The 20115-nt window shown below is 72.4% G+C and carries 13 protein-coding genes; 5 read left to right on the top strand and 8 right to left on the bottom strand.

Going from position 1 to position 20115, the window contains the following annotated elements:
* Positions 1 to 288: 288 nt before the first annotated feature.
* Genes EIW28_RS22910 through EIW28_RS22895 form a run of 4 tightly spaced genes read left to right on the top strand, consistent with a single transcriptional unit; the run spans position 289 to position 4691 of the window.
* Entirely contained in the window at positions 289 to 1224 is a 936-nt protein-coding gene (locus tag EIW28_RS22910; protein ID WP_125250041.1) for a carbohydrate ABC transporter permease, read from the top strand.
* On the top strand, positions 1221 to 2159 hold the full coding sequence (locus EIW28_RS22905) for a carbohydrate ABC transporter permease (protein ID WP_125250040.1): 939 nt from the start codon (positions 1221 to 1223) through the stop codon (positions 2157 to 2159). Before EIW28_RS22910 ends, EIW28_RS22905 begins: the two co-directional genes overlap by 4 nt.
* Complete coding sequence (locus EIW28_RS22900; RefSeq protein ID WP_125250039.1) at positions 2159 to 3583, top strand: GH1 family beta-glucosidase; 1425 nt, start codon at positions 2159 to 2161, stop codon at positions 3581 to 3583. Before EIW28_RS22905 ends, EIW28_RS22900 begins: the two co-directional genes overlap by 1 nt.
* A gap of 31 nt (positions 3584 to 3614) precedes the next feature.
* Positions 3615 to 4691 (top strand): LacI family DNA-binding transcriptional regulator, encoded by a 1077-nt coding sequence (locus EIW28_RS22895; RefSeq protein WP_125250038.1) that lies wholly within the window; start codon positions 3615 to 3617, stop codon positions 4689 to 4691.
* A 54-nt stretch (positions 4692 to 4745) separates the two neighbouring features.
* On the opposite strand, the gene EIW28_RS22890 is transcribed toward EIW28_RS22895, so the two are convergent.
* The 4 genes from EIW28_RS22890 to EIW28_RS22875 form a co-directional block, all read right to left on the bottom strand.
* Positions 4746 to 6512 carry an FG-GAP repeat domain-containing protein gene (locus EIW28_RS22890; RefSeq protein ID WP_125250037.1) on the bottom strand — a complete coding sequence of 589 codons (1767 nt, stop codon included), beginning with the start codon at positions 6510 to 6512 and terminating at the stop codon, positions 4746 to 4748.
* A gap of 55 nt (positions 6513 to 6567) precedes the next feature.
* On the bottom strand, positions 6568 to 10107 hold the full coding sequence (locus tag EIW28_RS22885; RefSeq protein WP_125250036.1) for an FG-GAP-like repeat-containing protein: 3540 nt from the start codon (positions 10105 to 10107) through the stop codon (positions 6568 to 6570).
* Positions 10108 to 10262: 155 nt separating this feature from the next.
* Positions 10263 to 11993: an FG-GAP-like repeat-containing protein gene (locus EIW28_RS22880; protein WP_125250035.1), complete on the bottom strand. Its 1731-nt coding sequence runs from the start codon at positions 11991 to 11993 to the stop codon at positions 10263 to 10265.
* A 260-nt stretch (positions 11994 to 12253) separates the two neighbouring features.
* On the bottom strand, positions 12254 to 13948 hold the full coding sequence (locus tag EIW28_RS22875; protein ID WP_158630513.1) for an FG-GAP repeat domain-containing protein: 1695 nt from the start codon (positions 13946 to 13948) through the stop codon (positions 12254 to 12256).
* Positions 13949 to 14328: 380 nt separating this feature from the next.
* On the opposite strand from EIW28_RS22875, the gene EIW28_RS22870 reads away from it, so the two are divergent.
* Positions 14329 to 16500: a (Fe-S)-binding protein gene (locus EIW28_RS22870; RefSeq protein ID WP_125250033.1), complete on the top strand. Its 2172-nt coding sequence runs from the start codon at positions 14329 to 14331 to the stop codon at positions 16498 to 16500.
* Between the two features lie 210 nt (positions 16501 to 16710).
* On the opposite strand, the gene EIW28_RS22865 is transcribed toward EIW28_RS22870, so the two are convergent.
* The 4 genes from EIW28_RS22865 to EIW28_RS22850 all read right to left on the bottom strand — a co-directional run bounded on the left by EIW28_RS22865 (position 16711) and on the right by EIW28_RS22850 (position 19968).
* A complete protein-coding gene (locus EIW28_RS22865; protein ID WP_187350652.1) occupies positions 16711 to 17244 on the bottom strand; it encodes a nucleoside deaminase in 534 nt (177 codons plus the stop codon).
* A gap of 6 nt (positions 17245 to 17250) precedes the next feature.
* A complete protein-coding gene (locus tag EIW28_RS22860; RefSeq protein ID WP_125250032.1) occupies positions 17251 to 17757 on the bottom strand; it encodes a tRNA adenosine deaminase-associated protein in 507 nt (168 codons plus the stop codon).
* A gap of 469 nt (positions 17758 to 18226) precedes the next feature.
* Entirely contained in the window at positions 18227 to 19600 is a 1374-nt protein-coding gene (locus EIW28_RS22855) for a PrsW family intramembrane metalloprotease (RefSeq protein ID WP_125250031.1), read from the bottom strand.
* Entirely contained in the window at positions 19597 to 19968 is a 372-nt protein-coding gene (locus tag EIW28_RS22850) for an STAS domain-containing protein (protein ID WP_125250030.1), read from the bottom strand. The genes EIW28_RS22855 and EIW28_RS22850 overlap by 4 nt, the downstream gene beginning before the upstream one ends.
* Positions 19969 to 20115: the final 147 nt, after the last annotated feature.

Here is a 20115-nt window from a genome sequence, read left to right as displayed (position 1 = left end):
CGCTCCCGCGGGCCGGTCCGGCGGCACCCTGCCGCCGCCGGACCGGCCCCGGGCCGAACGCGCGCCGGCCCCCGGCCGGACGCACTCGGCCCCGTGCCGCCGGGGCGAGACCGAGCGGCGGACCGATGCCCGGCATCGGCCCGGCGCCCCGCCCCAGGACCCGGTCTCCACCCCCTCCCGGCGGCACCGTGTCGGCCCGCCGCGCCCCAACCCGCGGCGGGCCGGCTTCCTCCGGAAGCGGCCCGCGCCAGCCGATGAGCTCACCGCTCTCGACCGCAAGGAAAGTCCATGACCACCGAAACCGCAGCCCGATCGCCGAAGTGGCGGCTCTGGGCCTCCAAGGCCGACATCAAGGCCACCCCGTACGCGCTCGTCTCGCCGTACTTCATCCTCTTCGCGATCTTCGGCGTCTTCCCCATGGGGTACACGCTGTACGCCTCCCTCCACGCCTGGAAGCTCGGCGGCGCCGACCCCGCCTTCGTGGGCCTGGACAACTACAAGTTCCTGCTGTTCGAGTACGACCGCTTCAACTGGTCGGTGTTCAACACGCTCGGCATGTTCCTCCTCGCCACCGTCCCGCAGCTCGTGTGCGCGATGCTGGTCGCGAACGCCCTGAACAAGCGCCTGCGCCGCCCGATGCTCTGGCGGATGCTCATCCTCGCGCCCATCGTCACCTCCGTCGTCGCCGTCGGCGTCATCTTCGCCCGCATCTGGGGCCAGGAGTACGGCATGGTCAACGGCTTCCTCGAGCTCATCGGCATGGAGAAGATCGACTGGCAGGCCGAGCGGTGGAGCTCCTGGATCGCCATCTCGTCCATGGTGGACTGGCGCTGGATGGGCTACAACTCCCTCATCTTCCTGGCCGCCATGCAGACCATCCCGCGCAACCTCTACGAGGCCGCGACGGTCGACGGCGCCACCCCCCGGCAGCAGTTCTGGAAGATCACCGTCCCCCAGCTCAAGCCGGTCCTCATCTTCACCGTGTTCGTGTCCTCCGTCGGCGGCATGACCCTGTTCGTCGAGCCGATGATGTTCGACTCCGGCAGGCTCCTCGGCGGCACCGACGGGCAGTACCAGACCACCGCGATGGTCCTGGTCGACATCCTCCGCACGCACGGCAACTACGGCGTCTCGGCCGCGGCCGGATGGCTGCTGTTCCTGGTCATCGGCGTCGTCGCGGCGATCAACTTCCTCATCGTCAACCGCATCCAGGGGAACAAATGAGCACCGCCACCGCCCCGCGCCCCGCCGCGCCGGCCGCCGCCTCCCCGGCGAAGCCGCCCAAGCCCCCGCGCCGCGCCCGGAAGCGACGCCCCGTCGAGTCCGGCGAGGGCGTCTACGCGCCCACCGTCCTGACCCGGCTCGGCCTCCTCGCCGTCGCGGCCCTGTCGATCTTCCCCCTGTACTGGATGATCGTCATCGCCTCGACCACCACCGCGAACGCCGCCGGCTTCCCGCCCGCGCTGCTCCCGGGCCCGAACCTGCTGACGAACCTCGAGCAGGCGCTCACCGACCCCGAGGCGAACCTGCTGCTGGGCCTGCGGAACTCGATGATCATCACCGGCATCGTCACGTTCTCGGTCGTGCTCATCTCCACCCTCGGCGGCTTCGCGTTCGCCAAGCTCAGGTTCCGCGGCTCCAAGGTCCTCATGGGCACGGTCCTGTTCTCGATGATGGTGCCGCTCCAGCAGCTCGGCATCGTCCCGCTCTACATCGTCATGGTCGAGCTCCAGTGGCTCGACACCCTCCAGGCCGTCATCCTGCCGTTCCTGATCAACGGGTTCGGGATCTTCATGATGCGCCAGTACGTCGAGCAGGCCGTCCCCGACGAGATCATCGAGGCCGCCCGCATCGACGGGGCCACCACGCTCGGCATCTGGTGGCGGATCGTCCTCCCGGCCCTGCGGCCGGCGATGGTCGTCCTCGCCCTGCTCACCTTCATGCTCAACTGGAACGAATTCCTCTGGCCGTTCATGGTGCTGAGCGGCGAGAACCCCACCATCCAGCTCGCCATCCGGCAGCTGTCGACCGCAACGTGGTCAGCGGACCTGTCGATGATCTTCACCGGCACGCTGATCTCGATCATTCCCATCGCGATCCTGTTCGTCGTGTTCGGACGGCAGATCGTCAGCGGCATCATGGAAGGTTCGTCCAAGTAATGAGCAACGGATACGAAGGGGCCGCCGCACTGGCGGCCCGGTTCCCAGCAGGGTTCACATGGGGGGCGGCGACGTCCTCGTACCAGGTGGAGGGCGCGACCGACGCCGACGGGCGCGGCAAGTCCATCTGGGACTCGTTCGTGAACGAGCCCGGCCGCGTGGTCGACGGCTCCAACGGCGACACCGCGATCGACTCCTACCGAAACATCGCGGGCGACGTCGCCGCCATCAAGTCCCTCGGCCTCAGCAGCTACCGGTTCTCCCTGTCGTGGCCCCGGATCTGCCCCGACGGGGACGGGCGGGTCAACCCGGCCGGCCTGCGCTACTACTCCGACCTCGTCGACGCCCTCCTCGCCGAGGACATCACCCCCTGGATCACCCTCTACCACTGGGACCTCCCCCAGGCCCTCGAGGACAAGGGCGGCTGGCCGGTGCGGGACACCGCGCTGCGCTTCGCCGACTTCGCCCTCATCGCGCACACCGCGCTCGGCGACCGCGTCAAGCACTGGATCACGGTGAACGAGCCGTGGTGCGCGGCGTTCCTCGGCTACGCCTCCGGCGAGCACGCCCCCGGGCGGCGCGAGCCCGCCGCGTCCATCGCCGCGGCCCACCACCTCATGCTCGGCCACGGGCTGGCCGCGCGCGCCATCAAGCACGCCGACCCCGAGGCCACCGTCAGCATCGGCATCAACTTCTACCCGATCCACGCGGCCACCGACGACCCCGGCGACCTCGACGCGGCCCGCCGCGTCGACGGCGTCCAGAACCGCTGGTTCACCGACGCGGCCCTGCGCGGGGCCTACCCCGAGGACGTCGTCGAGGACTTCAAGGCCGTCACCGACTTCGACTTCATCCGCGACGGCGACCTGGAGACCATCCACGCGCCGATCGACATCCTGTCGGTGAACTACTACAGCCGCTTCACCGTCACCGGGAACGGCGGGTCGGCGTCGGCCTCCGCCGCCCCCACCGGCGCGGGCTCGGCGTGGCCGGCGAACGAGCACATCGGCTTCGTCCCCGCCGGGCTCCCCGTCACCGACATGGGCTGGGAGATCGAGCCCGCCGGGCTCACCGAGGTGCTCACCCGCCTCCACCGCACCTACCCGGAGGTCCGCCTCGCGGTCACCGAGAACGGCGCGGCCTTCCCCGACAAGCTCGACGAGGGCCGCGTCCGCGACCCCGAGCGGCAGGACTACGTCGCCCGCCACCTCGCGGCCTGCGCCGACGCCCTCGACGCGGGCGTCCCGCTGGTCGGGTACTTCGCCTGGTCGCTCGCGGACAACTTCGAGTGGGCCTGGGGCTACACCAAGCGGTTCGGTCTCGTGTACGTCGACTTCGAGACCGGCGAGCGCACCGTCAAGGACTCCGGGCGCTGGTACGGCGACCTGGTGCGACGCGCGCGTTCGAACCGTGAGGCAGAATAGTTCCACGCGACAGAGCCCGAGGTGATGCACGATGACCGAGACCCGACTTGAGGCGCCAGGCGAGGCGCCCGCCGAGCGCGCCGGCCGCAGGCGCAGCGGCGGCCGCCCCACGCTCGACACGGTCGCGCGCCACGCCGGCGTCGGCCGGGGCACGGTCTCGCGCGTCATCAACGGCTCCCCCAAGGTCGCCGAGGACACCCGCGCCGCGGTCCTGGCCGCCATCAAGGAGCTGGGGTACGTCCCCAACCAGGCGGCCAGGACCCTCGTGACCCAGCGGACCGACACCGTCGCGCTGGTGGTCACCGAGTCCCAGGAGTGGCTGTGGTCCGAGCCGTTCTTCGCGGGCGTGCTGCGCGGCATCACCGAGCAGCTCGCCGAGGAGAACATGCGGCTCATGCTCACCTTCGCCCCCCGCGACGGCAACCGCACCGACCTCGAGTCCTACCTCATGGGCCAGCACGTCGACGGCGTCATGATGGTCTCCTCGCACTCCGGGGACCCCCTGCCCGAGCGCCTCGAGGACGCCGGCATCCCCATCGTCCTCTGCGGCACCCCCGTCGGCTTCCGGCCCGTCGCCTACGTCGACTGCGACAACCGCTCCGGCGCCCGCCAGGCCGTCGAGTTCCTCGCCGAGCGCGGCCACCAGCGCATCGGCATCATCGCCGGCCCCCAGGACATGGCCGTCGGCGTCGACCGCCTCAACGGCTACCGCGACGGCCTGCGCGGCCACCGCCTCCCCGTCGAGGAGGCCCTCGTCTCCGTCGCCGAGGGCTTCGACGAGGCCAGCGGCATCAAGGCCGCCCGCCACCTCTTCGACACCGCCGGCCGCCTCGACGCCGTCTTCGCGAACTCCGACCCCCTCGCCATCGCCACGCTCCGCGTCGCCCGCGAGCGCGGCATCCGCGTCCCCGACGACCTCGCCCTCGTCGGCTTCGACGACTCCCCCCTCGCCGAGGTCGCCGACCCGCCCCTCACCACGGTCCACCAGCCCACCGAGACCATGGGCCGCGAGATGGCCCGCCTCCTGTGCGGCCGCATCCGCGGCGAGGAGGCCGGCCCCCTCGTCACGATCCTCGGCACGAGGATCGTGGTCCGCGAGTCCGCGTAGCGAACGGCGAAGGGCCCGGCTCCCGCTGGAGCCGGGCCCTCGCGGTGCCGCAGGTCAGACGATGAGGTCCATCGCGTTCCAGCCGGTGCCCACGGGGACGGCCGCCGTGAAGCCGCCGGTGCCGTCGCCCCGGTACAGGAACAGCCCGCCGTCGGAGGTGCGCCGCGCGAGGAGGTCGCCGTGGCCGTCGTTGCCGAAGTCGCCCGTGGCGGTGAGCGCGTCGAGACCCGCCCACCCGCAGCCGACCCTCACCGCGGAGCGCAGGGTGCCGTCGCCGTTCCCGCGGTAGAGGTACAGGCACTCGTCGGAGTTCCGGACCGCGAGCACGTCGGCGTGCCCGTCGTGGTCGAGGTCCCCGGCGGCGGTGATCTCCCGCATGCCGTTCCATCCCGTCCCGATCTTGACGCGGGTGCCGACGGTGCCGTCGCCGTCGCCCGGGTAGAGCCACAGGACGCCGGTGGACGCCTCCCGGGCGACGATGTCGATCGCGCCGTCACCGTCGTGGTCATGGCCGGACACGATCGCGCTCATCCGGTGCCAGCCGGTGCCCACCTGGACGACCGGCGACTGGAGCTCGAGGTATCCGGGGGATCCGATGCCGGGGAGGACCTTCAGCTCGCCCGTGCCGGTCGACCTCGCGAGCAGGTCGGCGTACCCGTCGCCGTCGATGTCGCCGGCGGACTCGATCAGGTCCTCCCAGCCGAAGTAGATGTTCAGGGGCGCGGACGGCCCGAACCCGGTGCCGGTCCCGGGGTAGAAGGCCATGTCCGTGCCGCCGGTCCGGCGGGCCATGATGTCGGCGGTGCCGGTCAGGTCGTAGTCGTAGGTCCGGTCGAGGTCGGTGGCCGGGAGCCGGTAGCTTCCGGCCTCGCCGGCGCCGCCCGCGACGGGCTCGATCGTGAAGCCGTAGACCGGATCGCTGGCGAACATGACGAGCTCGCCGGTGCGCGAGTCGGTCGCGACGAGGTCCGCGGCGCCGTCGGAGGTCTGGTCGCCGACCGAGGTGATCTGCCGGAACCGCTGCCTGTCCTGGGGTTCGCGGGACACCGAGTGCTCATAGTCGAGGATCGTGGAGCTCTCGGTGCGCAGGAGGTGCAGGCCGCCGTCCGAGGTGTAGAGCAGCAGGTCCGGGCCGCCCTCGCCGGTGACGCTGCCGATGGTGCCGAGGGCGGCCGCCTCGTCCCAGACCTGGTCGGGCACCTGGTTGAGGTCGACGCCCCAGGGGGCCGCGAACGTGCCGTCGCCGTTGCCGGGGTAGAAGCGCAGCACGTCCCCCGGTCGGCGGACGGCATAGAGGTCGAGGTCCCCGTCGTCGTCGAAGTCGCCGCCGGAGGTGAAGGCGCCCAGCGCGTTCCATCCGGTGCCGGCGCTGATGCGGGCGCCGAGGCCCCCTGATCCGTTGCCGGGGTACGTGAAGAGCGTCCCGGTGCGCGCGTCCCGGCCGAGGAGGTCGGGGACGCCGTCGCCGGTGAGGTCGCCGGCCATGACGACGTCGAAACCGCCCCAGCCGGTGCCCTTCGCGACCGCGGCGGCGAAGGTCCCGTCGCCGTTGCCGGCGTGGAAGAGCAGGGCTCCGTCGGATTTGCGGACCGTGTAAAGGTCCTGGAGGCGGTCGCCGTCGTAGTCGTACGCGTTCGCCGCCGCGGGCAGGGAGCGGCTGTCGGAGCCGTCGACGACGGCGAACGACGCCCGATCGGGGCCGCCGGTCGGTTCGGAAGCAACGGTCGCTGCGCCGGCGGCGGGTGCGGTGAGCAGCGCGGCGGCGGCGCCGGCGGCAGCGGCGGCCGTGAGGCGGCGGCGCCGTCCAGGGGGCGGGTGCATGGGGTGGTCCTCCGGTGTGTCGAGCGAGTTGGCACTGCCGCGGCTGCGGCAGCGGTCAGGCGATCATGTCGATCGCGTTCCAGCCGGAGCCGACGGCGACGGCGGCGGTGAAGACGCCCGTGCCGGTGCCCTTGTACAGGAACAGCTTCCCGTCGGACGTCCTGCGGACGATGAAGTCGGCGCGACCGTCGTTGTCGAAGTCGCCGACGGACGCGAGCGCGTCGAGCCCGGCCCAGCCGCAACCGACCTTGACGCCGCTCTGGAGGGCGCCGGTCCCGGTGCTGTCGTACCGGTACAGGCAGTTGTCGGACTTGCGGACCGCGAGGAGGTCGGCGTGGCCGTCGTGGTCGAGGTCGCCCGCGGCGACGATGTCGCGGAGCTTCTCCCACCCGGACCCGATCTGCACGCGCGACCCGAGCGTGCCCGCGCCGGTGCCCGGGTAGAGCCAGAGCTTTCCGGTGGCCTGCTCGCGGGCGAGCACGTCGACCCTGCCGTCGGCGTTGAAGTCCTGCCCGGAGACGATGGCGCTCATGGCGTTCCAGCCGGTGCCGACCTTGATGCGGCCGGTCTCGTAGTAGGCCTGGCCGGTTCCCGGGTAGGCGTACAGGGCGCCGTCGGCGAACCGGACGAGGACGTCGTTGCGGCCGTCGCCGTTCATGTCCCCGGCGGTCTCGACCAGGTTGGCGCCGCCCAGGTTCTCGGTGAAGTGGCCGACGCCGCTGAGCCCCGCACCGGTGCCGTGGTAGTGGTAGAGGACGCCGGTGGACTTGCGCCAGGCGAGGACGTCACTGTTGCCGTCGCTGTAGTAGTCGTAGGACCGCTCGTCCTCGGCGACGGGCAGTTCGTATCCGGCCCAGCCGGATCCGACCGTGATCGCCTCTTCGAGCTCGAACGGGTAGGCGTCGTAGCTGCGGAGCACCATCTTCCCGGTGCGGGCGTCGACGGCGAGGAGGTCGCCCACGCCGTCGCCGGAGTAGTCGCCGTTGCCGACGATCTGGACGTACCGGTTGCCGTCGTCCTCGGAACCGGGGACGAGGTCTTCGTCGAGGCTCCGCGTCCACTCGATCCCGCCGTCGCCGTCGAGGCAGAGGATGTCGTACCTGTCCGACAGCGGCGTCCAGTCGAGGAGCAGGTCCGGGGTCCCGTCGCGGCAGATGTCCACGGTGGTGAGGTTGTCCCAGGCCGACCACTCGGTGAGCGAGGTGTTCGCGATGGTGCTGCGCGCGCCGAAGCGGCCGTTCCCGAGGCCGGGGTACAGGTACAGCTTGTCGGTGCGGTCGGAGGCGGCGACGAGGTCGATGTTCCCGTCGCCGTCGACGTCGACCGCGGAGGTGAAGTCGGCCATGAGGTTCCAGCCGGTGCCGACCTGGACGCGGGGTTCGAGGCCGCCTTCGCCGTCGCCGGGGTAGGTGTACATGACGCCGGTGCGGGTGTCGCGGGCGAGCAGGTCGGGGAGGCGGTCGCCGGTGAGGTCCCCTGCCATGACGACGTCCATGGGGCCCCAGCCGGTGCCGAGGGACACCGGGGACTCGAAGCCCGCGGCGCCCTTGCCCCTGTGGAACATGAGGCTGCCGTCGGCGCGGCGGACCGTGACCAGGTCCTGGTAGCCGTCGACGTCGTAGTCGTTGCTCGGGGCGGTGACCGTGAGGGTGAAGGTCTTCACCGTCTGGTTCCCGGCCTTGTCGGTGGCCGAGACCGTGACGGAGGTGTGGGTCTTCACGGCCTGGACCCTGATCTCGACCGGGTCGCCGCTGGTCACGTCCTGCCCGCCCCAGCAGTTGAGCCAGGCCGAGCACCACAGGCGCACCGAGCCGTACGCGTACGACTCGTCGTCGATGGTCACCTGGACGGGGACGGTCTCGCCGACGTAGTGGGGGCCTTCGGCGACGTCGATGTCGATGATGTCGGGGGCGTCGGTGTCGATGCGGAGGGCGCAGGACCAGGTCTTGGACTGCCCACCAGGGCCGGTGATCTCGTGTACGAGGGTGAAGACGCCGTCTTGGATCTCGACGGTCGCGGTCGGGTTGGCGCCTTCGGCGACCGCGGCGGGCGCGGTGGTGAACACGGTCTCGTCGGTGGCGTCGTCGATGATGGTGGCGGTCCAGGTGAGGCCGGGGTCGATGAGGTCGGGGCGCCAGAAGTCGGTGGTGAACTTCCCGTAGGTCACGGTCGAGTCGTCCTGGTCGGCGGCCGGGCAGGCGTTCCTGGAGACGGTGTAGCTCCTGCCGATCGCGAAGTAGGCGTCGAGGCGGGCGGTGCCGCCGTCGAAGCGGGCGGTCGCCGCGCTCTCGGTCATGGCGAACGCGGTCAGGGTGGTGTTGCCGATGTTGAGGCGGTCGACCGCGTATACGGCGGTGCCGTCGACGCACTCGCCGGCGATCGGGGCCTGGCCGGCGTAGGGCTCGGGGAGGTGCGCCCAGGACGACGAGGGCTCGTAGATCTGGACGTACCCGAGGTCGGGGGCGACGCACGCCGCCCCTGCGGCGGCTTCGACGCTGAAGACCGCGGATTCCAGCGTGTACGTCAGCGACGGCGCCGAGGAGGGGGTGAGCCGGTGGGGGCGGCTGCTCCAGAAGTTCCAGTAGGAGGCGGCCTGCGCGGTCGTCTCGCACGCGGCGTCGGCGATCGCGTCGCAGTAGGCGCCGACGAGGGCGTCGCCGGTCTCGCCTGCGGCTTCGAAGTAGGGCTGGTCGAGTCCGGCTTCGCCGCGGAACAGGGTCAGGTCCGTGTCGGCGGAGGTGACGGCGCCCCATTCGGCGACGCCGTAGACGTGCCGGACCCACTGGGTGCTCAGGGTGAGCGGGTACGCCGCGTCGGCGAGGAAGGCCTCGTCGACGGTGAGCGCGAGCGGCCCGGTGCCGTCGAACGCGGGGGTGGCGGCGACCGCGGCCCCGTTCGCGTCGCGCACGGTGAACGCGCTGGTCTGCTCGCCGTCGACGCCCTCCAGGTCGTACACGTACACGGTCCCGTCCTCGATCGAGGCGTCGTTCACGGGGTCGAGGACCAGGCCGGCGGCCAGCGCCTGCCACGCGCCGGGGTCGGCGGCCGTGAAGCGGAGGTCCACGTAGGAGGCCGCGGCCCGGGCTTCGAGGTCGAGGCCGGCGGCGAGGCCCTCGTAGACGGCGGTGCTGCCGGAGGCCGCGGGCGCGGGCTGGTCGCCGGTCCAGTCGAGGGTCGCGAGCTCGGTCCGCATGAGCCAGTCGCCGCCGGCGGCGGTGTTGAAGGCGAACTCGACGGGCGAGTTCGCTTGGGAGAGTGTGCCGTCGGCCTCGACGAGGGTGGTGTCGGCGGGTTCGCCGGCGGCGTCGTCCTGGACGGGGTCGGCGGTCTGGACGAGGTGGATCCGGCCGTCCGGGGTCGCCCAGAGGGACTCGTGCGGGCTGGAGGCGTTCGCGATCCGCACCTCGACCTGGCAGGCGACGGCGGTCTCCAGGGCGGCCACGAGGCCGGTCGCCGAGGGCTCGGCGCCGAGGGCGGCGCAGTCGGTCGCTCCGGTCTGGGCGGCCGCGGCGACCGGGACGGCGAGGAGGGCCGCCGCCACCGCGGCGGCGGTGAGGGCGGCGGTGCGGTGCGGTCGCCTATGGGGTGTGTGCATGCGGGTGTCCTGGGGTTCGGGGGGTGGGGGCGCGGGACGCGCCGTCTCGTACACGCGTCTGGGAGTCGCGCGGTTGCGTACGGTTCCACGGTAGACGAAAGGCGGCCCGGCCGCCGCCCTCGCGGGGTCGGCGGCCGGGCCGTCGCGGTGGCGCGTCAGGCGATCGCGTCGACGCCGTTCCAGCCGGTGCCGATGCGGATCGGGGTGGTGAAGTTCCCGTTCGCGTCGCCGCGGTACAAGAACAGGTGGCCGTCGGCGGCGCGGCGGGCGACGATGTCGGCGTGGCCGTCGCCGCTGAAGTCGCCGACGGCGGCGATGGCGTCGAGGCCGTCCCAGCCGCAGCCGACCTTCACGGCCTCGGAGACGCTGCTCCCGTTGCCCCGGTACAGGTAGAGGCACCCGTCGGACTCGCGGACGCCGAGGAGGTCGGCGCGGCCGTCGTGGTCGAGGTCGCCGGCCATCGTGAGGTCGCGCAGGGCGTCCCAGCCGACGCCGAACTGGAGCGAGTGCTCGAACGTGCCGTCGCCGTGGCCGGAGTACACGTGCATCGTCCCGGCGGCGGCGCTGCGCGCGACGAGGTCCGTCCAGCCGTCGCCGTTGAAGTCGTGCCCGGACACGATGGCGTCGAAGCTGTTCCAGCCGCTGCCGATCCGCACGGGCCCGGTCAGCCCGCCGGCGTCGCCGGTGCCGCGGTAGAGCCACAGCACGCCGTCGGCGCTGCGGGCGATGACGTCCTGGAAGCCGTCCTCGTCGACGTCGCCGGCGGTCTCGACGAGCGTCAGGCCCGCCCAGCCGGTGCCGACCTGGTAGACGTTGCTGAAGGAGCCGCTGCCGTTGCCGGTGTAAGAGATCAGCGCGCCGTCGGAGGCGCGCCGCGCGTACACGTCGGTCTTGCCGTCGACGCCGTAGTCGTAGCTCCAGTCCGCCGGGACGGCGGGGAGCCGCTCGTCGCTCCAGCCGGTGCCGAGGCCGACGGCGTCGACGACGGGCTCGGGGTCGCCGGTGAGGGTGGTGAGGGACAGCTCGCCGGAGCGGCCGTCGACGGCGAGGACGTCGCCGAGGCCGTCCCCGTTGTAGTCGCCGCCGCCCGCCACGTCGGAGGCGTAGCCTCCGGCGCGGGGCGTGAACGCGGCCTCGGAGGCCACGGTCGCGCCGAAGCCGCCCGCGCAGTTCCCGAGGAACACGGTGTACTGCCCGGAGGCCTGCTCGCGGCCGAGGACGTCGTCGCAGCCGTCCTGGTCGACGTCGCCGAGGGTGGTGAGCGAGTCCCATCCGTCCCAGCCCGACCCGGCGACGGTGCGGGCGCCGAACCTGCCGTCGCCGAGGCCGTGGAACAGGTGGAGCACGTCGTCGGATTCGCGGACGCCGAGGAGGTCGACGACGCCGTCGCCGTCGAAGTCCCCTGCGGCCGTGAACATGCCGTAGGTGTTCCACCCGGAGCCGGCGGGGAGGCGCGCCGTGAAGCCGCCCGCGCCGTCGCCGGGGTAGGTGTAGAGGGCGCCCGTCTCGTTCTCGCGGGCGAGGAGGTCGGGGAGGCCGTCGCCGGTGAGGTCGCCGGCGGCGCTCATGTCGTAGGCGCCCCAGCCGTGGCCGAGGGCGACCCCGGGGTCGAAGGTGCCGTCGCCGTTGCCGGCGTGGAGGATCAGCCGGCCGTTGCGGCGGATGGTGAGGAGGTCGTCGTGGCCGTCGCCGTCGTAGTCGCGGCTGGTCTCGGCGGCGGCGGTCTCAGGTGCGGCGTCGGACGCGGAGTCGGGTGCGGAGCCAGGTGCGGTCTCGGCCTCGGCGGTCTGGGCGGCGGCGGTGCCCGGCGCGGCGATCAGGGCCGCGCCGGCGGCGAGCGCCGCGGCTCGGAGGAGGCGGCGCCTCCGGGTGCTGTTCCGTTGCATTGCAAGCATCCTGTCGGATAAGGGGGTCCGGTTCCGGCCGCGTCTCCGCGGCCTTGTATAGAGGACGCTCACTCAGTGCTACTTGACGCACTTCGGTTCCGAAAGGGGCCGAACGGATGAGGGAGGCCCGGTCACCGCCCTGGGGCGACCGGTCCCGGCGTGAACGGCCGGTGTATCCACGGTGGACGTCAGGTGCCGGCGGCCCGGGGAGGACGACGGAGGCCGCGACCGGTCCGGTCGCGGCCTCCGTCGAACCGCCGTCAGGCGATGTGGTCCACCGCGTTCCAGCCGGTGCCGATCTGGGTGCGCGCGCCGAGGTCGCCGCTGCCGTCGCCCGCGTAGAGGAACAGCGCGCCGTCGGAGGCGCGGCGGGCCGCGAGGTCGGCGCGGCCGTCGCCGGTGAGGTCACCGACTGCGGTGGCCTCGTCGTAGCCGCCCCAGCCGCAGCTCACCTGGGCGCCGGCGGCGAACGTGCCGTTGCCCCTGCCCGCGTAGAAGTACATGCAGTTGTCGGACTTCCTGATCGCGAGGAGGTCGGCGCGGCCGTCGTGGTCGAGGTCGCCCGGGGCCGTCACCTCGCGCATCGAGGTCCAGCCGGAGCCGATCGCGACGCGGGGGCCGAGCTCGGAGTGGTCGGCGCCCGGGTAGAGCCACAGGGCGCCGCCGGCGTCCGCGGCGATGACGTCGTCCCGTCCGTCGGAGTCGTAATCGTGCCCGGCCACGATGACGCCCATCGAGTTCCAGCCGCTGCCGCCGACGACCAGCCCGGTGCCCTCGATGCCGGTGCCGTCGTTCCAGCGCAGGACCAGCTGCCCGTCGGAGTCGCGGGTGAGGACGTCGGCGGTCTCGTCGTGGTCGAGGCTCCCGGCGGTCGCGAGGTGGGTGAGGAACTCGGCCCACACGACCACGCCCTGCGACACCGGGGAGCCGACCCCGCCGGCCCCCGTGCCCGGGTAGACGTACATCGTGTCGCCGCGCTGGGCGACGAGGTCGGACCTGCCGTCGCCGTCGAAGTCGTACGCGCGGTCCGCGGCGCCCGTGGCGAGGCGGTACCGGCCCCAGCCGGTGCCGGAGGACGTGACCTCGCCGACCCGGCCGCTGGTGGTGAGCGTGAAGTGCCGCAGCTCCCCGGAGCTGGGGTCGAGCCCGACGAGGTCCTCGTCGCCGCCGCCGGTCACCTCGGTGAACGCCGTGCCGAGCTGACCAGGGTCGAGGCTCTGGGTGAGGGAGACGCGGGCCCCGAAGAACCCGTCCGCCCTGCCCGGGTACAGGTAGTGGACGCCGTCGCGGACGCTGTGGGCGTACAGGTCGTCGAAGCCGTCGCCGTTGAAGTCGCCGACGGTCGCGAGCCTGTCCATCACGTTCCAGCCCGTGCCGATAGCGGTGCGGGAGCCGAACCCGCCCGCGCCGTCGCCGGGGTAGAAGTACAGGCGCCCGTCCGCTTCGCGCACGGCGAGGAGGTCGAGGTCGCCGTCCTCGTCGAAGTCGCCCGCCGAGGTGATGGCGCCCATCCCGTTCCAGCCGGTGCCCGCGCCGGTCGCGGCCGCGAAGCCGCCGGCGCCGTCGCCCGGGTGCAGGGTGAGCGCGCCGGTCGCGGTCTCCCGGGCGAGCAGGTCGGGCACGCCGTCGCCGGTCAGGTCGCCGGCCATGACGACGTCGCGCCCGCCCCAGCCGGTGCCGACGACGACGCCGTCCGCGTACGTCCCGGCGCCCGAGCCCGAGTGCAGCAGGAGCGCACCGTCGGAGCGGCGGACGGTGACGAGGTCGTGGAGGTGGTCCTGGTCGTAGTCGAACCTGAGCCCGTTCCCGGCGAGGGGGGCCTGGGCGGCTCCGGCGTCCGCCGCACCGGGCGCGGCGGACGCCGCGACCTGGACGCCGAGGAGGACTGCGGCGGCCGCGGCGGCGACGGCCGCCGCGGCGCGGGAGCGCGGGAGGGGTGGCGGGGAGGCGTGCATGCGAAGTCCTGTGGGGTTGTCGGGACTGACGGGGCGGAGCCGACTTGGCGGCCTGTCATACACGCGAGCCCGGCGCAAGCGGTTGCATCTGCGGCAGGCGTTCCGGCCCCGCGGTCCGACCCGCGGTCCGGCCTCGCCCTTCGGCCGCGCCGCTTGACCGTGCTGTTCAACCGTGCTGTTCAACCGTGCCGTTCGACCCGCACTGTTCAGCCGTGCCGTTCGGCGGTGCCATTCGGCCCTGCCATTCGCCCCTGCCATTCGCCCCTGCCATTCGACCGTGCCGTTCGACAAGGTGGCTACCGACCAGTAACATGTATCGTGATCGGCAGCACCGCACTGTCGTCTGACAGCACGTGTGAAAGCACCGTCGAGAGGTCGCCATGGGAGTCGTCCAGATCGTCACGGCCGTGATCGCGTTCGCGTACACCGCGCTCGCCATCGGGCTGTTCGTCCGCGCCGGGCTGGGGATGCTCGCGCTCGTCAGGCTCGGGTCGCCGGACCTGACCAGGAAGGGCGACCGCGGCACGCGGGTGAGGACGATGCTGCGGGAGTCCCTGGGGCACACCAGGATGCTCAAGTGGCATTGGGTGGGCGCGGCGCACTGGGCCGTGTTCTTCGGGTTCTTCCTGCTGTTCCCGGCGCTCGCGCAGTCGTACTTCGAGGTGATCAACCCGGAGTGGAGCCTGCCGATCGTGGGCCACTGGGGCCCGTGGCTGCTGGTCTCGGAGCTGCTCACCGTGCTCACGGGCCTGGCGATCCTCACGCTCTTCGTCATCCGGATGTTCCGGCAGCCGCGCGCCCACCGGGTGCCGCCGCAGGGGACGCCCTCGGACGCCGGGCAGCGGCGCTCGTCGTCGCGGTTCGAGAACTCGCGGCAGTGGATGGCGTTCTACATCGAGGCCACGATCTCCACGATCGTCCTGTCGCACATGGCGATCCGCACGTTCAAGGTGGCGCTGGGCGACATCGAGCACGAGTGGACCTCGCCGGTCTCCTCGCTCATCGCGGGCGTGTGGAGCGGGGCGTCGGAGGAGTCGCTGCTGACCGCGATCACCCTCGTAGCGGGGCTCGACATCCTCGTGTCGTGGACGTTCTTCCTGATGCTGGCCCTGATCCCGTCGATGGGCATCGGCTGGCACCGGGTCACGGCGTTCTTCAACCTCTACTTCAAGCGGCACGCCGACGGCGCGGTGTCGCTGGGCGCGGCCAAGCCGATGCTCGTCAAGGGCGAGCCGGCCGACTTCGAGACCGCGGACCCCGAGACCGACCCGTTCGGCGTCAACGTCATCACCGACTTCTCGTGGAAGGGCCTGCTGGACTTCTCCACGTGCACCGAGTGCGGCCGCTGCCAGTCGCAGTGTCCCGCCTGGAACACCGGGAAGCCGCTGTCGCCGAAGAAGTTCATCACCGACCTGCGCGACCACCTGTACGAGCAGGCGCCGTACCTGAAGGCCGCGGCGATCGCGAAGGAGCGCGGCGGCGCTGCACTCTCGAAGGACGGCGTGGAGATCGAGCCGATCTCGATCGTCGGGTCGGTCATCGACCCCGACGTGCTGTGGTCGTGCACGACGTGCGGGGCGTGCGTCGAGCAGTGCCCGGTCGACATCGAGCACGTCGACCACATCCTCGACCTGCGCCGCAACATGGTGATGATCGAGTCGGACTTCCCGGCCGAGGCCCAGACGATGCTCCGCAACCTCGAGAACAAGGGCAACCCGTGGGGCGAGAACCCCGCGCAGCGCCTCAAGTGGGCCGAGCCGCTCGACTTCGAGGTGCCGATCGCCGAGGCCGGCGGGGACTGGGAGTACCTGTACTGGGTCGGGTGCGCCGGCGCGTACGACCCCAAGGCGCAGAAGACGTCCCGCGCGGTGGCGACGCTGCTCCACGACGCGGGCGTCAAGTTCGCGGTCCTCGGCGAGGCCGAGACGTGCACGGGCGACTCGGCGCGGCGCATCGGCCACGAGTTCATGTACCAGATGCTCGCCGAGCAGAACGTGGAGACGCTCAACGAGGTCGGCGCGGTCAAGATCGTCGCGACCTGCCCGCACTGCCTGAACACCATCGGGAACGAGTACGAGGACCTCGGCGGGAACTACGAGGTCGTGCACCACACCGAGCTGCTGAACGACCTGGTGAACGCCGGGAAGATCACGCCGGTCGAGGAGCACGAGGGCAAACTGACGTACCACGACCCGTGCTACCTGGGCCGCCACAACCGGATCTTCACGCCGCCGCGCGAGCTGCTGGGCTCGTTCGCGGAGGTCACGGAGATGCCGCGCAACAGCGAGAAGTCGTTCTGCTGCGGCGCCGGCGGCGCCCGCATGTGGATGGAGGAGCCGATCGGCAAGCGCGTCAACCGCGAACGCGCCGATGAGGCGGTCGCGACCGGCGCGAACACGGTGGCGGTCGGCTGCCCGTTCTGCTCCACGATGCTCCGCGACGGCGTCGCCGACGCCGGCCGCGAGGACGTCGAGGTCATCGACATCGCCCAGCTCCTCGCCCGCACCCAGGAGAAGAAGGCCGAGAAGGCGAGCACCGCCGCGGCCGAGTAGCCGAGCCGCCCGAACGGCGAACCGGACCCCGTCGGACCCCCGTGCCACCCTTGGCATCGGGGGTCCTTCGCTTGTCCGTTTTGAAGGGCAGGGTCGGGAAACGCCCGAGTCGGGCCGCGGGGTTCCCCGCTGCGCGACCGTCTCGCCCTGGATTGTCGGACCGGTCGGGCATCGTTGCAGTCAGGGGTTCCCCGGATGCCGAATTGATGGCTAGCGCCCGAAGTGCTCCCGGAGGAGTGCCGCGGACTCGGCTTCGAGGACGCCGCCGTAGACGTCGGGGTTGTGGTTGAGGCGCGGATCGCGGACGACGTCCCACAGCGAGCCGACCGCGCCCGTCTTCGGTTCCCAAGCGCCGAAGACGATTTCACCCACCCGGGCGAGGACCGCGGCGCCCGCGCACATCGTGCACGGCTCCAGGGTGACCACGAGCATGCAGCCCTCGAGCCGCCAGCCGTCGCCGTGGACGGCGGCGGCCGCGCGGAGGGCGAGGATCTCGGCGTGCGCGGTGGGGTCCCCCAGGGCTTCGCGGGCGTTCGCCGCCACCGCGAGCTCGCGCCCGTCGGGGCTCACCACGACGGCGCCGACGGGGAGGTCGGGCCGGGGAGGGGCCGGGGTTCGTTCGGCCTGGCGTGCCGGGCTGCCGGGCCGTGGCGGCTCCCCCCGGCCCGCCGGGAGGCCGGTGCCGCGCGCCGCGTCGAGGGCGCGCCGCATCCAGTGCTCGTGGACCTCGCGGCGGGGCTGCATAGGGGGCTAGGCGCCGGTGGCGTCTTCCAGGGCCTCGGCGAAGCCGAGGGACTTCGCGACCTCGGAGACGACGTCGGAGGGCATCATGCCCTCCTTGGCGCAGAGGGCCAGCAGGGTCGAGCCGGGCACGCCCAGGTCGCCCAGGAGGTCCGCCTCGCCGACGGGCTCGGCGTCGAGCTCGGTCGGGCGGGCCGCGATGGACTCCTCGTCCTCGGAGTCGATCTCCTCGGTGTCCTCGGGCTCGAGGTCGCCCAGCAGGGCCTCGCCCAGGCGCGACTGCGACGCGTATTCGGCGTCGGAGCCGAAGGTGCGCAGGTCGTCGCCGTTGTCGAGGCGCATCACCGTCAGGTACTCGTCGTCGGCGTCGACGAAGAGCAGCGTCAGGTCCGCGTCAGGGAAAGCCTCACGCATGACCTCGGCCGCGTCCTCGACGTCGGCAACAGCGTCGAGGTCGACCTCTGCGGCCTCCCAATCGTCGCCCTCGCGGCCCACAGCCACAGCGAAATACGACACGATCCGTCCCCGTCTTCTCACTCAATGGAACCAGCGCCGGAGTGGCGGCTGTCCGAACGACCTACTGAAGGATGTGGCGGCCCGCGGTCGATGTAACCACAGGATCCAATCGCCGGTCAGCAAAAGATACAGCTCGCATGAGAGCCCCGTGACCCCAGCGGCCGTCCCTGCGACCGCCGCTACGCCGACCGCCGCCCCGCGGTCACCGTAGCGCGCCAGCGCAGCTGCGGCGACAGTCCCGATCGTACTCGCGGCCAAAGTCACCCAGGCGAAGCCCGCCCCCGTCAGGGGCTCGCCGCCGGAGCCTTTCGCGTAGGCCAAGAGCCACAACAGCACCCACAGTCCGCACAGGGCGGCGCCGGCGGCCACGGGGCCGATCCGGACGGGGTGGGGCTCCCTCCAGCGGGGGCGCCCGGTGCGCGGCGGAGGCGCGGCGGGGCCGGTCCAGGAGGTGGGCCCGATGGGTCCCTCATGCATAGGTGACAGGGTACGCAGGCGGGGGCGGCAGCGGGGCGAGCGGCAGCGGCATGACCGGCTGCGCGGGCGGGTCGATCGGCCGCATCTGGCCGTCGGGGAACGCGACGTGGTAGCGGTGCCCGTCCCACAGCGCGGGCGGGGTGCGGGGGTCGCGGCCGGCGTACGCGGCGCGGGCGGCGTTCATGCGGTGCACGCCTTCGTGCACGGTCTGCTCGCTCCAGGGGGCGCCGATGCTCGCGAGGTCGTACTGCTCGGCGACGTCGGAGGCGGCGCGCTGGAAGTCGCGCATGGCGGCCTCGCCGGGCTTCCCGGCCCAGCGGAGGGCCCAGGCGCGGGCGGAGGCGCGGCGGGAGAAGGTGGCGAGGGACGCGAGCTCGGGCGGGGAGATCTGGGCGGCCGCGACGAGGGGCGCGAGGGCGGTCTGGGTGCGGCGGGCGTCGGCGGCGCGCAGCCACAGGGCGGCGCCGACCATGGTGAAGAACAGGGGCGCGAGGAACGCCGGGTAGAGGGCGAACCAGAGCGCGGGCATGTCGAGGGCGACGCCGAGGACGCTGGAGCCGTTCCAGAGGGCGTGCAGTCCCATGCCGCACAGGAGCATGCCGATGATCCAGGCGGTCTGGCGGCCCTTGCGCCCGGGGAGGCGGGCGGCGCGGCCGAGGCCGATCGCGGAGAGGCCGGTCATGAGCGGGTGGGCGAACATGGTGGCGAGGCCGCGCACGACGACGAGGAGGGTGACCTGGGCGATGCCGGCGGCGGCGTCGAGGGAGGCGCCGTAGACGTAGGCGCCGGAGGCGTAGAGGACGTTCTCGGCGACCGCGAAGCCGGCGCCGGCGAGTCCGCAGTAGACGATGGCGTCGAGCGTGCCGGTGAGGTGGCGGCGGGCGGTCCAGTAGACCAGGAGGGGGCCGAGGAGCTTGGTGATCTCCTCGATCACGGGCGCGGAGATGACGGCGGCGAGGTTCTGGTCGAGGTCGTTGCGGTACAGGAGGTACGCGACGCCGGTGTTGACGCCGAGGGAGATCGCGGTGGCGACGCAGGCGCCCCAGCCGAAGCAGAACGCGAGGACGAGCCAGGGGCGGCGGCGGTAGCGGCCGAGCCACAGGAACGTGCCGACGAGGATCGGGGCGGGCAGGAGGGCCGCGATGAGGCCGACGGCGGCGGCGCGGGCGCCGGAGCCGTCGACGATGGCCCAGCCGAGGACGATGAGGCCGCCCGCGAAGAGGGCGAGCGCGCCGGTGACGATGAGGGGGCGGTGCTTGCGGGCGAGGCCGTACCAGGCGAGGGCGATGCCGGTGATGGCGAGGCCCGCGGCGACGCCGAGGACGGTGAGGAGGGTGACGGCCGCTTGGGAGAGCGCGGGGGTCATCGGGCGGCCTCCTGGTCGGGGGCGGCTTCCGGTCCGGGCTCGTCGGGGTCTTCGCGGATGACGAAGTGGTCGCCGATGCCGGAGACGGCGAGGAGCCGTTTGAGGAAGTCGCCGAGGTTCGCGAGGACGAGGACGGCGCGCGAGCGGGCGGCGGCGCGCGCGAGGATGACGAGGGTGCCGAGCCCGCGCGAGTCGCAGAAGGTCACGCCGCGCATGTCGAGGACGACCCGGACGGGGTCCTCCGCGAGCGCGGCGTCGACGGCGCCGGTGAGACGGGGGGCGGTGTGCAGGTCGATTTCGCCGGTCAACGCCACGATCGTCTCGTTCGACTCGCGGTATACCGAGATGTCGAGCTTCTGGTGCACCACGGCACAACCCTAGCCGGTTTTCCGCCGCGGCAGGAGGCCCGACCGCATCACGAACACGAATCGTTGTCGCAGTTGCGGTTCGAACACGGCCGGTGAGGACCGTGTCGGACCTCCGAGGGAGGCTTGAGTATCGGGGGTGCTCGCGCC

Origin of the sequence: Glycomyces terrestris (assembly GCF_003933745.1) — a bacterium.
Taxonomy (GTDB): Bacteria; Actinomycetota; Actinomycetes; order Mycobacteriales; family Micromonosporaceae; genus Glycomyces; species Glycomyces terrestris.
The sequence above is the reverse complement of the archived record's forward strand: the minus strand, read 5'-3'. Positions and strand labels throughout refer to the sequence as shown.

Excerpts from the sequence above, each read along its gene's own strand:
- EIW28_RS22910 (WP_125250041.1), top strand. The coding sequence starts at position 289 with ATGACCACCGAAACCGCAGCCCGATCGCCGAAGTGGCGGCTCTGGGCC.
- EIW28_RS22905 (WP_125250040.1), top strand. The coding sequence starts at position 1,221 with ATGAGCACCGCCACCGCCCCGCGCCCCGCCGCGCCGGCCGCCGCCTCC.
- EIW28_RS22890 (WP_125250037.1), bottom strand. The coding sequence starts at position 6,512 with ATGCACCCGCCCCCTGGACGGCGCCGCCGCCTCACGGCCGCCGCTGCC.
- EIW28_RS22875 (WP_158630513.1), bottom strand. The coding sequence starts at position 13,948 with ATGCACGCCTCCCCGCCACCCCTCCCGCGCTCCCGCGCCGCGGCGGCC.
- EIW28_RS22900 (WP_125250039.1), top strand. The coding sequence starts at position 2,159 with ATGAGCAACGGATACGAAGGGGCCGCCGCACTGGCGGCCCGGTTCCCA.
- EIW28_RS22855 (WP_125250031.1), bottom strand. The coding sequence starts at position 19,600 with ATGACCCCCGCGCTCTCCCAAGCGGCCGTCACCCTCCTCACCGTCCTC.
- EIW28_RS22865 (WP_187350652.1), bottom strand. The coding sequence starts at position 17,244 with ATGCAGCCCCGCCGCGAGGTCCACGAGCACTGGATGCGGCGCGCCCTC.
- EIW28_RS22895 (WP_125250038.1), top strand. The coding sequence starts at position 3,615 with ATGACCGAGACCCGACTTGAGGCGCCAGGCGAGGCGCCCGCCGAGCGC.
- EIW28_RS22880 (WP_125250035.1), bottom strand. The coding sequence starts at position 11,993 with ATGCAACGGAACAGCACCCGGAGGCGCCGCCTCCTCCGAGCCGCGGCG.
- EIW28_RS22870 (WP_125250033.1), top strand. The coding sequence starts at position 14,329 with ATGGGAGTCGTCCAGATCGTCACGGCCGTGATCGCGTTCGCGTACACC.
- EIW28_RS22885 (WP_125250036.1), bottom strand. The coding sequence starts at position 10,107 with ATGCACACACCCCATAGGCGACCGCACCGCACCGCCGCCCTCACCGCC.